At 73.2% G+C, this 14,076-nt stretch carries 13 protein-coding genes and 1 tRNA gene; 8 read left to right on the plus strand and 6 right to left on the minus strand.

Translation table 11 applies throughout. The features are described 5' to 3' along the window. The first annotated feature begins 98 nt into the window (after window positions 1-98). Window positions 99-2,201: a S9 family peptidase gene (locus tag ACFV4N_RS26805; protein WP_499675363.1), complete on the plus strand. Its 2,103-nt coding sequence runs from the start codon at window positions 99-101 to the stop codon at window positions 2,199-2,201. Window positions 2,202-2,379: 178 nt separating this feature from the next. Further along, complete coding sequence (locus ACFV4N_RS26810) at window positions 2,380-3,876, plus strand: alpha/beta hydrolase (protein WP_499675364.1); 1,497 nt, start codon at window positions 2,380-2,382, stop codon at window positions 3,874-3,876. A gap of 134 nt (window positions 3,877-4,010) precedes the next feature. Here ACFV4N_RS26810 and ACFV4N_RS26815 read toward each other — a convergent pair whose 3' ends face one another. From ACFV4N_RS26815 to ACFV4N_RS26830, 4 genes are all read right to left on the minus strand, one after another. Beyond that, complete coding sequence (locus ACFV4N_RS26815) at window positions 4,011-4,853, minus strand: spermidine synthase (RefSeq protein WP_499675365.1); 843 nt, start codon at window positions 4,851-4,853, stop codon at window positions 4,011-4,013. Further along, a complete protein-coding gene (gene speD / locus ACFV4N_RS26820) occupies window positions 4,850-5,263 on the minus strand; it encodes an adenosylmethionine decarboxylase (RefSeq protein ID WP_499675366.1) in 414 nt (137 codons plus the stop codon). Before speD ends, ACFV4N_RS26815 begins: the two co-directional genes overlap by 4 nt. 52 nt (window positions 5,264-5,315) lie before the next feature. After that, window positions 5,316-6,500 carry a type III PLP-dependent enzyme gene (locus tag ACFV4N_RS26825; protein WP_499675367.1) on the minus strand — a complete coding sequence of 395 codons (1,185 nt, stop codon included), beginning with the start codon at window positions 6,498-6,500 and terminating at the stop codon, window positions 5,316-5,318. Between the two features lie 98 nt (window positions 6,501-6,598). Then, on the minus strand, window positions 6,599-7,822 hold the full coding sequence (locus ACFV4N_RS26830; RefSeq protein ID WP_499675368.1) for a metallophosphoesterase: 1,224 nt from the start codon (window positions 7,820-7,822) through the stop codon (window positions 6,599-6,601). Window positions 7,823-7,934: 112 nt separating this feature from the next. On the opposite strand from ACFV4N_RS26830, the gene ACFV4N_RS26835 reads away from it, so the two are divergent. The 3 genes from ACFV4N_RS26835 to pabB all read left to right on the plus strand — a co-directional run bounded on the left by ACFV4N_RS26835 (window position 7,935) and on the right by pabB (window position 11,735). Beyond that, entirely contained in the window at window positions 7,935-8,438 is a 504-nt protein-coding gene (locus ACFV4N_RS26835; RefSeq protein WP_499675369.1) for a SigE family RNA polymerase sigma factor, read from the plus strand. Beyond that, window positions 8,435-9,370: a hypothetical protein gene (locus ACFV4N_RS26840; protein WP_499675370.1), complete on the plus strand. Its 936-nt coding sequence runs from the start codon at window positions 8,435-8,437 to the stop codon at window positions 9,368-9,370. Before ACFV4N_RS26835 ends, ACFV4N_RS26840 begins: the two co-directional genes overlap by 4 nt. Window positions 9,371-9,452: 82 nt before the next feature. Then, window positions 9,453-11,735: an aminodeoxychorismate synthase component I gene (gene pabB / locus ACFV4N_RS26845; RefSeq protein ID WP_499675371.1), complete on the plus strand. Its 2,283-nt coding sequence runs from the start codon at window positions 9,453-9,455 to the stop codon at window positions 11,733-11,735. 65 nt (window positions 11,736-11,800) lie between these two features. On the opposite strand, the gene ACFV4N_RS26850 is transcribed toward pabB, so the two are convergent. Then, a complete protein-coding gene (locus ACFV4N_RS26850; RefSeq protein WP_033430611.1) occupies window positions 11,801-12,142 on the minus strand; it encodes a histone-like nucleoid-structuring protein Lsr2 in 342 nt (113 codons plus the stop codon). A gap of 271 nt (window positions 12,143-12,413) precedes the next feature. On the opposite strand from ACFV4N_RS26850, the gene ACFV4N_RS26855 reads away from it, so the two are divergent. Both ACFV4N_RS26855 and ACFV4N_RS26860 read left to right on the plus strand, forming a co-directional pair. Next, complete coding sequence (locus ACFV4N_RS26855) at window positions 12,414-12,695, plus strand: metal-sensitive transcriptional regulator (RefSeq protein ID WP_380634010.1); 282 nt, start codon at window positions 12,414-12,416, stop codon at window positions 12,693-12,695. 102 nt (window positions 12,696-12,797) lie between these two features. After that, window positions 12,798-12,871, plus strand: a tRNA-Leu gene (locus ACFV4N_RS26860). 30 nt (window positions 12,872-12,901) lie between these two features. Here ACFV4N_RS26860 and ACFV4N_RS26865 read toward each other — a convergent pair. Then, entirely contained in the window at window positions 12,902-13,330 is a 429-nt protein-coding gene (locus ACFV4N_RS26865) for a hypothetical protein (protein WP_499675372.1), read from the minus strand. Between the two features lie 208 nt (window positions 13,331-13,538). Here ACFV4N_RS26865 and ACFV4N_RS26870 point away from each other — a divergent pair, with 208 nt between their 5' ends. Beyond that, complete coding sequence (locus tag ACFV4N_RS26870) at window positions 13,539-13,931, plus strand: hypothetical protein (RefSeq protein WP_499675373.1); 393 nt, start codon at window positions 13,539-13,541, stop codon at window positions 13,929-13,931. The last annotated feature ends 145 nt before the right edge of the window (window positions 13,932-14,076 follow it).

The raw sequence follows: 14,076 nt of genomic DNA on the forward strand, positions 1-14,076 counted from the left end.
CCATGTCAAACCCACCACCCCCCCCGCGCGGCGGCCCCCGCCTACCGCGCGGGGCCCCCCGAGGCCCGGTCCCGAGCCCCAGGCCCTAAGGTGTCCGGGTGGGCAACGAGACCTCCTTCCCGCGCCAACAAGCGCGCACCCAGCGGTTCACCCTCGGCGCACCGCGGACCTTCACCGTCGCACCCGACGGCGGCAAGGTGTACTTCCTGCGCACCGCCGCGGCCACCAGCCGGGCGAACGGGCTGTGGGCGTTCGACACCGCGTCGCGGACCGAGGCGCTGCTGGTCGACCCCGGCGTCCTGCTGACCGACCCCGAGGACCTGCCTCCGGAGGAACGGGCCCGCCGCGAGCGCAGCCGCGAGCAGGGCGCCGGCATCGTCGGCTACTCGACCGACGTGGACGTGCGGAGGGCCGCGTTCGCCCTGTCCGGCAGGCTGTTCGTGGCGGAGCTGGTGACCGGCGAGGTCCGCGAGCTGCCGGTCACCGGGTCGGCCATCGACCCGAGGCTGGACCCGACCGGCCGCAAGCTGGGCTACGTCGCCGCCGGCGCGCTGCACGTCGTCGACCTGGCCACCGGCGAGGACCACGTGCTCGCCGAACCCGACAGCCCCAACCCCGACAGCCCCAACAACCCCGACAGCCCCAACAACCCCGACGTGACCTGGGGCCTGGCCGAGTTCATCGCGGCCGAGGAGATGGGCCGCCACCGGGGCTACTGGTTCGCCCCGGACGGCGAGCGGGTGCTCGCCGCGCGCGTGGACAACTCGCCGGTGCTGCGCTGGCACATCGCCGACCCCGCCAACCCCGCCACCCCGGCCACCGAGATCGCCTACCCCGCGGCGGGCACGCCCAACGCCGTGGTCGAGCTGGCGGTGCTCGGCGACGGCCGGGTCGACGTCGAGTGGGACCGCGAGGCGTTCCCGTACCTCACCACCGCGTCGTGGACCTCCGCCGGCCGGCCGCTGCTCCAGGTCCAGTCCCGCGACCAGCGCCGCGTCCAGGTGCTCGCGGTGGACGTCGAGACCGGCGCCACCGAGGTGGTCGCGGACGACACCGACCCGCACTGGCTGGAGGTCGTGCCCGGCGCGCCGCGCTGGACGCCGGGGGGCGAGCTGGTGCGCGTGCTGCCGGTCGACGGCGCCAACCGGCTCGTGGTCGGCGACCGGCCGTGGACCCCGGACGGCCTCCAGGTGCGCGCGGTGCTGGACGTGGCCGAGGACGGCGTGCTGCTCACCGCCTCCTCCGACGACCCGACGCAGGTCCACGTCCACCTGGCGACCGCGACCGGCGTCACCCGCTTGTCCACTGAGGACGGTGTGCACAGCGCCGCGCGCGGTGGCGGGGTGCTGGTGCTGGTGTCGGCGGGGATGGACCACTTCGGCGCGAAGGTCACCGTGTCCACCGGCGGCGAGATCGGCACGTTCGCCGAGACGCCCGTGCTGACGCCCGACGTCCGGCTGCTGACCGTCGGCGAGCGGGACCTGCGCGCCGCCCTGCTGTTCCCGCGCGACCACGTGCCGGGCACGAAGCTGCCGGTCCTGCTCGACCCGTACGGCGGCCCGCACGCCCAGCGGGTCCTCGCGGCCCGCAACGCCTACCTGGCCTCGCAGTGGCTGGCGGACCAGGGTTTCGCCGTGCTCGTCGTGGACGGCCGCGGCACGCCGGGGCGCGGTCCGGCGTGGGAGCGCGAGATCGCGTTCGACTTCGCGGGCGCCACGCTGGAGGACCAGGTGGACGCGCTGCGCGCGGTGGCCGCGACCGAGCCGGACCTCGACGTGACCCGGGTGGGCATCCGCGGCTGGTCCTACGGCGGCTACCTGGCGGCGCTGGCCGTGCTGCGCCGCCCGGACGTGTTCCACGCGGGCATCGCGGGCGCGCCGGTCACCGACTGGCGGCTCTACGACACCCACTACACCGAGCGCTACCTGGGCCACCCGGACGACCGGCCCGAGGTGTACGACGCGAACTCGCTCATCGCCGACGCGCCGAAGCTGGAGCGCCCGCTGATGATCGTGCACGGCCTGGCCGACGACAACGTGGTGGCCGCGCACACGCTGCGGCTGTCCAACGCGCTGCTCGCCGCCGGCCGCCCGCACACCGTGCTGCCGCTGTCCGGCGTCACCCACATGACGCCGCAGGAGCAGGTCGCCGAGAACCTGCTGCTGCTCCAGGTCGACTTCCTCAGGAAAGCCCTGGCCTGACGCGGACCGGGGGTTGTCCTGCCCGCCAGGGCAACCCCCGGACGGAGACCGGATCCGCCACCAACGGGCGATGACCACCGCGACCTGAGTCGATTGTGGCCACCCCGACCCCCTTGAAAACCTGCGCGCAGCTCACGGTGCGGCTCACCGCACAGCTCACCGCAGGACAGGGGGACGCATGAAACGCACCATCCCGGTGGTCGCCGCCGCAGTGCTCGCGAGCGCGCTCGCCACGGGCACCGCGTCGGGGGATCCCGGCCACCGCGCCGACATCACGTGGGCGCCGTGCCCCGAGCGGGCCGACGTCGAGTGCGGCGAGGTCCGCCTCCCGGTGGACTGGGCCGACCCCGGCGGCGAGGTGTTCACCCTCGCGCTGGCCCGGCAGCGGGCCGACGACCCGGCCGCGCGCAAGGGCGTGCTGTTCGTCAACCTCGGCGGGCCCGGCGGTTCCGGCGTCGACTTCGCCCTGGTCGCGGACCGGTACTTCAGCCCGGACGTGCTGGCGCGCTTCGACGTCGTCGGTTTCGACCCGCGTGGCGTCGCCCGCAGCAACCCGGTGGTGTGCTCGGCGGCCGAGCTCGCCCGGGCGCCTTCGACCACGCCGACCGACGGCGCCGGGTTCGCGCGCCTGGCCCGCCACAACCGGGAGCTGGCCGACGACTGCCGCGCCAACACGGGACCGCTGCACGACCACGTCGACACCGGCAGCGTGGTCCGGGACCTGGACGCGCTGCGCCGCTCGCTGGGCGAACGGGAGATCAACTACTTCGGCCTGTCCTACAGCACGATGATCGGCCGGCAGTACGCCGAGCGGTACGGGCACCGGATCCGCGCCATGGTCCTGGACAGCAACATGGACCACAGCCTGGGCGTCGGGGCGTTCGTCGAGACCGAGGCCGCGGCCGCCGAGGACTCCTTCCGGGAGTTCGTCGCCTGGTGCGACCGCACGCCGTCCTGCGCGCTGCACGGCCGGGACGTGGTCGCGCTGTGGCACGACCTGCTGGCGCGGGCCGGCCGCGGCGAGCTGGGGGCGGTCACCCCGGAACAGGTCCGCCGGGAGGCGTTCGCCGCGTTCTACGGCCCGACCTGGGCGGCGCTCGCCGGGTACCTGGAGGCGCTGGACGCAGGACACACCCCCACCACCCCGGCCCCCACCACCCCGGCCCCCACCACGCCGGAGCTGGTGCCCCACCCGTTCCCCGCCGTGTTCTGCCTGGACTGGCACCTGCCCGTGCGCGACCACCGCGAGTTCGCCGCCCTGACCGAGCGCGCCCGCCGGGCCGCGCCCACCATGCAGGGCTCCCCGCTGGGCGCGGACGCGGTGGCGGCCTGCGTGGGCCGCGCCGGTGACGCGGTCAACCCGCAGCGCCGGCTGCGCGTCACCGGCGACCCGAGGATCCTGCTGCTCAACGCGCGGCACGACCCGGCGACCGCGCACGAGTGGGCCGTCAACGCCAACCGCCAAGCCGGCCGCGCCACCTCGCTGCTGACCTACGACGGCTGGGGCCACGGCGTCTACGACCGCAGCGACTGCACCCGGGCGGCCACCGACGCCTACCTGATCGACCTGGTCGTGCCGCGCGACGGGACGCGGTGCGCCGCCGTGGAACCGACAGCCGAACCGGCCGTCGCACGAGCCGGAACCCTGCCCTGGGCAACCGCGCCCACCACCTGACCCGGGCACGAACCGGGGGCCGCCCCGCAGAGCGGGACGGCCCCCGGCCGGTCATCGGCCCGAACCCGACAGGCCCGAACCCCACAGGCCCGAACCCCACAGGCCCGAACCCCACAGGCCCGAACTCCGCAAGCTCACGCCCGCGAGTGCCGCACCCGGTAAGGCGGGATCGAGTTGCCGCGCAACGCCAACTCGTCGATCGTCTCCGGCCGGTACCCGGACCCCGGCAGCCGCTCGACCATCAGCGCGGTCGGGTCGGCCACCTCGTCGGCCCGGCCGAACAGGTAAGCCCACTCGTGCTCGTCCGAGCCGTAGTACGCCACCGTGCCGAACACGTCCGTGAACCGCTGCCACATCCGGACCAGCGTGGCGTTGCGCCACATCGTCTGGCACCCGGCCTGGGACACCACGACGCCGCCCGGCGTGAGCAGCGCCTTGCACATGCGCAGGAACTCCTCGCCGTACAGGCGGTTGTGCTGCGCCTCCTCCTCGCGCTCGTCCGGCAGGTCCACCAGGACGATGTCGTAGCGCTCGGAGGTGGTGCGGATGTACTCGTACCCGTCGATGTAGCGCACGCGGATCGGGCCCTCGCCCTTCTCCGCCAGCGCCAGCTCGTCGAGCGTGTAGCCGTAGGGCAGGTGCTCGGCGCACAGCTTCACGGCCTGCTCGTCGATGTCGATGTGGTCGACCACCGACGCGCCCGCCGCCACGGCCATCTGGCACACCACGCCCTCGCTCGACCCGATGACCAGCACCCGGTCGACGCGGTCCGCGAGCAGCAGCGCGGGGACCATCAGCGCCTCGTGGTAGGTCAGCTGGCTGAACTCGGTGCTCTGCCGGTCGTCGTCGCAGAACAGCGACAACCCCTGGGCGGTGCGGGCGATCACGAGGTGCTGGAACGCCGTGCGCGTGTCGACCACGACCTCGTCGACGTCCCAGTGCCTGGTCAGGCCGGCCGCGAGCGGTTCGCGGATCAAGGCTTCTCCTCACCGACGAGCGCGGGCACGCGGTTGCTGCCCCGCTTGATCATGTCCGTCCGCGTGGACGCGGCTCCCAGCGCCTCGGCCAGGAGCTGCACCGCGAGCGCGGGCTTGGCGCGCGTGCCGCACGTGAACACGTCCACGAACACCTTCCCGACCTCGGGATAGGTGTGGATGGACGCGTGCGACTCCGACAACAGGGCCAGCACGGTGACCCCTTGCGGCTCGAACTGCTTGGAGACCACCTCCAACACCGTGGCATCGGCCTGGGTGAGCGCTTCACCGAGCGCGTGCCGCAGGAACCGCTCGTCGTCCAGCAGTTCCGCGCTGACGCCTTCCAGCTCGGCCAGCACGTGCTGTCCTGCGAACAAGCCGACCGGCTCGGGTCCGCACGGGAGTTCGGACATCAATCACTCCAAACATCTTCAGGAGGAAGTGCGAGGACAACCTGGGGCGCGCTCATCGCACGCAGTAGGTGGCCAACGGCGCGAAGCCGTTGAAGGCCACGGACGAGTAGCTGGCCGTGTAGGCCCCCGCGCCGAGCAGGTCGACGTGGTCGCCGGCCCGCAGGTCCAGCGGCAACTCGTAGCAGGTGTGCTGGTACAGGACGTCGTCCGCGTCGCACGTCGGCCCGGCCAGCACGACCGGCCCGGAGGGCTCGGCCGGCAGCGGCGCGCCGTCGCGCCCGCACACCAGCGGGTAGGCGATCGCCTCGCCCTCGGTCTCGGCCAGCCCGCCGTAGCGGCCGACGTCCAGGTAGACCCAGCGCCGTTCGTCCCCGTAGGACTTGCGCGACACCAGCACGACCTCGGAGCGCAGGAGCCCGGACTCGGCCACGACCGCGCGGCCGGGTTCGACCATGACCTCGGGGGAGAAGTCCCCGAAGTGGCGCGCGACGGAGGCGGTGATGGCGCTCGCGTAGTCGGCCAGCGGCGGCGGCTGCTCCAGGTACCCGGCGGGCAGTCCGCCGCCGAGGTTCAGCGTGGTCAGCGGCAGCCCCTCGGCGCGCAGCTTCAGCACGACCTGGGCGGCGTCGGCGATCGCGCCGTCCCAGCCGTTCGGGTCGAGCTGCTGCGAACCGGCGTGGAACGCGACGCCGAGCGGAACCAGTCCCAGCTCCTGGCTCAACCGCAGGAGATCCGCCGCCATCTCGGGAGCGCAGCCGAACTTCTTCCCGAACGGGTACGTGGAACCCTTGCTGTTGACCAGGATCCGCAGCAGCACCGACGCGCCGGGCGCGTGCGCGGCGATCGCGCGCACGTCCTGTTCGCTGTCGGACACGAAGAGTCGCACGCCGCGCCGGTGCGCGTAGGCGATGTCCCGCGCCTTCTTGATCGGGTTGCTGTAGGAGATCGAGGCCGGCGCGGCGCCGCGCGCCAGGCACAGGTCGATCTCCGCGGGCGAGGCCACGTCGAAGCTCGACCCCTCGGCCGCCAGCAGCTCCACGACCTCGGGCGCGGGGTTCGCCTTCACCGCGTAGAAGATCCCGACCCCCGGCAGCGCGGCGCGGATGGCGGTGAACCGCTCGCGCACCGTGGGCAGGTCGATGACCAGGCAGGGGGTATCCGGTCGATCTCGGTCCAGGAAACGACGAATACGAGCTGTTGCCTCGTGTAGCCGGTGATCGGCAAAGCTCTTCGTCATCTCGCTAGGGGTCCCCCTCCGCAGCCGTGAACTGGCACGGCCTGACCGTCTTCGGGCACGGCGGTCCACAGTACGCGCTGGAGGTGAAAAACGCGCTATCAGCCGGCGAAGTTGTGACGCAGCTCCACGACCGCGATCTCCGGCGGCGCGCCCACGCGGACCGGCGGACCCCAGAAACCGGCGCCGTTCGACGTGTAGACCTGGGTGCCGTCGACCGTCTCCAGGCCGCTGCGCACCGGCTGCTGGAGCCCCACCAGGAGGTGGAACGGGAACATCTGGCCGCCGTGCGTGTGCCCGGACAGCTGGAGGTCCACGCCGTGCTTGGCGGCCTCGCGCACCTGCACCGGCTGGTGCGCCAGCAGCACCACCGGCCGGCTGGTGTCGCGCCCGTCCAGCGCCCGCGCGTAGTCCGGCGCGTCGTCGAACGACTCGCCGTTGACGTCGTTGACGCCCGCGAGGTCGAACGCCGCGCCCGCGCGCTCGATCGCCAGCCGCTCGTTGCGCAGCGGGTTGACCCCGAGCCGCTCCAGCTCGGTCAGCCACGGCTGCGCGCCCGAGTAGTACTCGTGGTTGCCGGTCACGAAGAAGCTGCCGTGCGTGCTCGTCAGGTCGCGCAGCGGAGCCGCCGCCTCGCCCAGCTTCTCCACCGTGCCGTCGACCAGGTCGCCCACGATCGCCACGAGGTCCGCCTGCTGCTCGTTGATCATGCGCACGAGCCGCTCGGTGTGCTCGCGGCCCAGCAGCGGCCCCAGGTGGATGTCGCTGACCACGGCGATCCGGTAGCCCGACAGCCGGGGGTCGAGCTTGCCCAGCGTGATCGGCACCCGGTTGACCCTCGGGTCGCCCAGCGCCTGCGTCGCGCCGTAGCCGACCACGCCCGCGGCGGCGACCCCGCCGGCCACGGCGAGCGACCGGGCGATGAACAACCGCCGGCCCACGTCCACGCCGGGCGCCTCGGGCACCGGCGCGGCCACCGCTTCGGGGTCGCCTTCGGCGACCTCCGCGCCCACCGGGACCGGCACCTTCTCCTGCTCGCGCGCCGCCCGCACCAGCAGCAGCCGGGGCACCTCCAGCACGGCCAGCAGCAGCACCAGGTAGTACGCCGCGGCGAACCAGAGGTAGCCGGGCCAGGCGACCAGCGCGTCGAACGCCGTGCCCAGCCTGGTGACCACCAAGGCGGCCATCATCAACACGTAGAGCAGCACGATCGCCACCGTGCCGACCCGGCGCGCGCGTCCCGGCGCGGTCGTGTCCCGCACCACGCGCTTCCAGATGTAGTAGTGCGCCGCGCCCAGCACGACGGCCAGCAACAAGACGAACAAGCCGGTCCTCCCCAGGGGTGATGTGTCCAGTTTCCACGAATTCCGAACCAGCCGTGCAACCCCCTGGCGGCCCGGGGGCGTGATTACCCCGTACCGCAGTGGGGAGGGACACATGAGTGACCGGGACACCGCGTTCGCGGAGTACTTCGCGGCGCGGTCCGAGGCCATGCGCGGCACGGCGTACCTGCTGTGCGGCGACTGGCACCGTGCCGAAGACCTGGTCCAGGCCGCGTTCACCAAGCTCTACCTGGCCTGGCGGCGGATCGACCGGCACGAGGCACTCGACGCCTACGCCCGTCGGACGCTGGTCCGGACGTTCGTCTCGGAGCAGCGCCGGGGGTGGTTCCGCAGGGAGCGGGTGGGCGAGCCGCCGACCGAGCGGGCGGCGGTCGGGCGCGGCTCGGCGGAGGACCGGCTGGTGCTGCTCGCGGCGCTGGCGCAGGTGCCGCCGAGGCAGCGCGCGGTCCTGGTCCTGCGGTACTGGGAGGACCTGTCGGTGGAGGACGCCGCCAGGGCGTTGGGCTGTTCCGAAGGAACGGTGAAGAGCCAGGCCGCGCGGGGGCTGCAGACGCTGCGCGGCCTGGTCAACCCCCATCAGGGAGAAAAGGTGCGATGAACGAGCACGAGCTGAGGAGCGCGATGCGCGACGCGGTGGTGGCGAGCAGCCCGCCGCCGCCGATGGACGCCGGGGCCGCACTCGACCGGGGCAGGCGGGCCCACCGCCGCCGCAAGGCCACGTGGGGCGCGGGCCTCGCCGTGGTGGGCATCGCGGTGGGCGCGGTGCTGGCGCCGAACCTGGTCGGCGGTGGCGGTGGCGGGGACGGGGTGCTGGTGGCCTCGCAGCCCTCCGACGAGGCCCCGCCGCGGCCTTCGGTCACCCCCACGGGGCAGCCGTCGGGGCCGCCGGTCACGGTGACGACGGCCGCGCCCCCGTCGGCGCCGGCGAGCACCGAGACGCCGTGGCCCGACGGGCAGACCGACCGGACCGCGACCAGCGGACCCCGCGCGGACCGGGCCCGCGGGCTGCTCGACGACCTGAGGGCGGCGCTGCCCGCCGGGGTGAAGGGCGAGGACCGGGAGCGGATCGGCCACGCCGACTACGGCCCCATGAGCCGGCACCAGGGCCAGTACGCGAACACCGTCAACGGCGTCCAGGTCTGGGAGTACACCGCGACCACGCCGCTCGTGCGACCCGGTGAGCCGGGGGTGGCCGAGCTGTGGGTCCAGGTCGAGACCAAGGGCAACAGCCGGGTCCGGGGCGAGGCGTGCGAGGCGGCCACCCGGTACCCGTACCCGCTGTCCGGCGGCACCTGCGAGGTCGTCGAGGTCGACGGCAAGCGGGTCGGCGTGGTGACCGGGGCCGGTGCGGACCCCGGCGCCAACACCTACGAGGCCGGGGCCTTCTACCGGCACCCCGACGGCACGCTGGTCATGATCGGCGTGTCCAGGGAGTACGGGGAGTCCGGGCACCCCGGCATGGCGGCCGTGCCGCTGGACGGGCACCAGCTCGCCGTGCTGGCGGTCGACGCCAGGTTCCACCTGGACTAGCGGTCCACCCGGGGAGGCCGGTGTGTCCGGCCTCTCCGGGCTGACCCTTTCGGGTGTTCTTGCAGGTACCGTGCTGTTCGCCATGCGGACCCTGCTCATCGACAACCACGACTCGTTCACGTTCAACCTCTTCCACCACCTGGCCGAGGTGAACGGGCGGGAGCCGGTCGTCATCGCCAACGACGACCCGGGGTTCCGGCTGTCCTGGCTGTCCTCCTTCGACAACGTCGTGATCTCGCCCGGACCCGGCCGGCCGCAGGAGCCCGGCGACTTCGGGCTGTGCCGCGCGGTCGTCGAGCACGCCGCCGTCCCGCTGCTCGGGGTGTGCCTCGGTCACCAGGGGTTGTGCCTGGCGCACGGGGCATCAGTCGAACGGGTGACGCCCCGCCACGGGGTGGTGGACGAGGTCCGGCACACCGGCGTGGACCTGTTCGCCGGCCTGCCGTCGCCGCTGCCGGTCGTGCGGTACCACTCGCTGGCGGTGTCCGACCTGCCGCCGTCGCTGGAGGCGATCGCCTGGGCGCCCTCGGACGGGGTGCTGATGGGGGTGCGGCACCGGTCGCGGCCCGCCTGGGGCGTGCAGTTCCACCCGGAGTCGGTCTGCACCGCGCACGGGCGCGCGCTGCTGGCGAACTTCCGCGACCTGACCGAGGCGGCCAGACCGGAGGCGGCGGTCGCGCCCGCGCGCCTCCACGCCCCGGCGCAGCCCTCCACGGAGTTCCCCGCCGGGGCACAGGTTCCAGGGGACCTCCGCGCGCCCCACCCCGCCGAGGTCCCCGCGCCTTCTCCCGCCGGGCTACCACGCGCCCCCGGGCCCGCGTCTTCTCCCGCCGGGCCGCCACGCGCCCCCGACGAGCCCGTGCCTTCGCTCGCCGGGCCGCCACGCGTCCCCGAGCCTACGTCTTCCCCCGCCGGATCGTCACGCGCCCCCGGCCCCGTGCCTTCGCCTGCCGGGCCGCCACGCGCCCCCGAGCCCGCGGCGACCCGCGAGGTGCTGGTGCGCCGCGTAGACGCCCACCCGCCGCCCGAGGACGTGTTCGCGGCCCTCTACGGCGCGTCCACCGACGCCTTCTGGCTGGACAGCGCCCTGGAGGGCGAGCGGGGCCGGTTCTCCGTGATGGGCGACGCCCGCGGCCCCCTCGCCCGGGTGGCGACCTACGACGTGGCGACCGGCCGCGTGACCGTAGGCGGCGAGGCGCACCCCGGCCCGTTCCTCGACTGGCTGGAGGCCGACCTGGCGGCGTGGCGGGTGGCCCAACCCGACGTGCCGTTCGACTTCGCGCTGGGCTGGGTGGGCTACCTCGGCTACGAACTGAAGGCGGAATGCGGCGGCGACGCGGCCCACCGTTCGGAGCAGCCCGACGCGGCATTCGTCTTCGCCGACCGGGCGCTCGTTTTCGACCACCATTCCCGCCGCACCTACCTGCTGGCGCTGTCCGACGCCGACGGCTGGCTCGACCGAACGGCGCAATTCCTCCACGGTTTCACACCGGGGCCGACCGAGCCGCCGTCACCCGTCCGTGTGGGCCCGGTCGTGGCGCGGCACGGCCGGGCCCAGTACCTGAAGCTGGTGGCGGCCTGCCAGGAGGCCGTGGCGGCCGGCGAGAGCTACGAGGTGTGCCTGACCAACACCGTGACGGGGAACGGCGCGGTCGATCCCTGGGGGGCTTACCGGTTCCTGCGCGCGACGAGCCCGGCGCCGTTCGGCGCGCTGCTCCGTTTCGGTGCGCTCTCCGTGCTCAGCACTTCACCCGAGCGGTTCATCCGGGTCGACCGGCGGGGTGTCGTGGAATCGGAGCCAATCAAGGGGACGCGGCCCCGCGGCGCCACGGCGGCGGAGGACGGGGCTTTGCGGGAGTCCTTGGCCACCAGCCCGAAGGACCGCGCGGAGAACCTGATGATCGTGGACCTGGTCCGCAATGATCTGGGGCATAACGCGGAAGTCGGCAGCGTCGAGGTGCCCAGGATCTTCGAGGTGGAGAGCTACGCGACGGTGCACCAGCTCGTCAGCACCGTTCGGGCAAGGCTGCGTTCCGGGAGTTCCGCGGTGGCCGCCGTTAGGTCGGCGTTCCCGGGCGGGTCGATGACGGGGGCTCCCAAGATCCGGACAATGCAGATCATCGACGGGCTGGAAGCCGGGCCCCGCGGTGTGTACTCGGGGGCGCTGGGTTACTTCTCACTCTCCGGAACGGCCGACTTCAGCATCGTCATCAGGACGCTGGTGGTGGACCGCGACAAGGTGAGTTTCGGGGTCGGCGGCGCGGTCATCGCGCTGTCCGACCCGGTGGCGGAATTCGAGGAGACGGCCGTCAAGGCGACCGCCCTGCTCAGGCTGCTGGGAGCCGCTTTCCCGGGTCGTGGTTGAACCACTGACCAGCGGTTTCCCCTGCGGAGGCCCGAGGTCGCCGCAGGGGAAAACCGGCTCGCGGGTCAGGAGGCGTGCGCTTCCTGGAACTGGACGACCAGGCCCTGGGGAATGCGGCCCCGGTCGGAGATCTGGTGCCCCTGGGCGCGCGCCCAGTCCCGAATCGCCTGCGCCTGGGCCTTGTCACCAGCCTTTACCGTGCTCTTGCCGGTACCCTTGCGCTGCTTGCGGCCCCCCGCGCGGCGCGCCTTGGCGACGAAGTCGGCCAGGGAGTCGCGGAGCTTGTCCGCATTCTCCTTGGAGAGGTCGATGGAGTACTCCACACCGTCCAGCGCGAAGGTCACGGTCTCGGCGGCTTCGCTGCCGTCGAGGTCGTCGATGAGTTGGACGACGGTCTGCTGTGCCACTGTTCCTCCGTGTGTGCTCGCATAGCGCGTGCTGCCCTCGACTTGTGCAGCGCCACACGCTTCGGACGACACCATAGTGCACGACCGGAATATTGCCTAACCTTTCGCGCTGAAAATGTGCCTGATGCCCCCGGACGGGTCATTTCGCCGGCTAAACCACCGGCCTGAAATGTGAGGACCTCCGAACCTCCGTCCGTGGTACGTGTCACACCCGGACGAGTGTCCTATCCTGGTGGGGGATACCCGCCCAGGGTAGGGAAGGCCGGGAGCGATGCACGGTTACACGGCGGACAAGGACGCGTACCTCAAGCGGCTGAGGCGGATCGAGGGGCAGGTCCGCGGCCTCCAGCGGATGATCGAGAACGACGACTACTGCATCGACGTGCTGACCCAGATCTCGGCCGCGACGAAGGCGTTGCAGGCCGTCTCCCTGGGGTTGCTGGACGAGCACCTCAAGCACTGCGTGGCGCAGGCCGTCGCGGAGGGCGGCGAGGTGGCGGACGAGAAGATCGCCGAGGCGTCGGCGGCGATCGGCCGCCTGGTCAGGTCCTGACGGGGTCGGGGGCGCGGCCCCCGAGCGCGGTCCCGGCGCGGTTCCCGCGCGCCGGGGTGGGCGGCGGGCGGGCGGGGTCGATCCAGTAGAGTGCTCCCGCCGGCCCCCGTAGCCCAATCGGCAGAGGCAGCGGACTCAAAATCCGTCCAGTGTGCGTTCGAGTCGCACCGGGGGCACGTACAGCATTCGCGCCGGCGCCACTCGCGTCACCCGCGGTTCTCGGCGAGGCGCTTCAGGTGGGCGACGCCGTCGCGGACCATGCGGGCCGCCTCCTCGTCGGACATGGGGTCCGGGCCCGAGACGGGCGTCCACTCCATGCGGTACTCCAGGGTCACGCCGTCGGGTCCCCGGCGGAGCACGTTGTGGAACCTGCCGGTGTAGGTGGGGTTGTCGACGTGCTCGAACACGATGTCGACACCGTCCTCCAGGGCCGTCTCGCGGATCTCCTCGCGGATGGTCAGCGGGACCGGGTGGGGCTGGAACATCTCGCGCAGGACGTGCTCGTCGGTGCGCTCCAGGATCCTGCTGCGGGTGACGGGCACGTACTTCTCCGGGTGCTCGACCTTGTCCGCGAGCAGGGCGCGGACCTCGTCGTAGGTGGCGTGGACGATCGCGGTGTGCGAGACGTGCGGCACGGTGTTCTCCCGGTTGGTCGATTCGAAGAGTTACCTGTTCGAACAGGTAAATCTTCGGATGCCTTCCCTCGAACACAGGTGAGTGGCGGGCGTCACAGGGGCTCGCCGCCACGGGCGAAGGGGGCCCGACCGCGCCCGTCCACTGTGCACGATGCGTTGCGGGACGGCGGGCCGGGCAAGGGGTTCGCGCACATCTAGGGTGATCCACATGGGTGGATACACGGACGCGGAGAGCAGGACGCTGCGCACTGCCGTCTACGGCGCGATGGTGCTCGTCTCGGTCGCGGAGGAGGGGGCGCTCGACCAGGAGAGCCACGCCGGCATCCGGGCCATGGCGGCGCTGCCGCCCGCGGTGCGCGACGCGGTGGACTCGGACGCGCCCGAGCTGCCCGCGGGCTCCCTGGCGGACGTCGAGGCCGGGGTGCTGGCCGCGCTGCGGGAGTCGGTGGCGCTGGTGGCCGCGCGGTCGGCCGTCGAGGCGGACGACTTCGCGGCGGCCGTGCTCGCGATGTGCGAGGAGGTCGCGGTGGCGGACGGGAGCGTGGGGCGCGACGAGGGCGCGGTGCTCGGGCGGGTGCGGGAGGCGCTCGGGCGCGGGTGAGGCGGACCGGGACGCCGAACGGCGGCCCGCCCCAGCCGGCGCCGGCCCCCCTAGGTGCGACGGGCAGGCCCCCGTTCCGCGGGGGCGGCCGTACCCCACAGGGGGGGGTCCTTGGGCGGCTACCACCCCCGCGGGGGCAGGGGGC

The organism is Actinosynnema sp. NPDC059797, assembly GCF_042732085.1.
Taxonomy (GTDB): Bacteria; Actinomycetota; Actinomycetes; order Mycobacteriales; family Pseudonocardiaceae; genus Actinosynnema.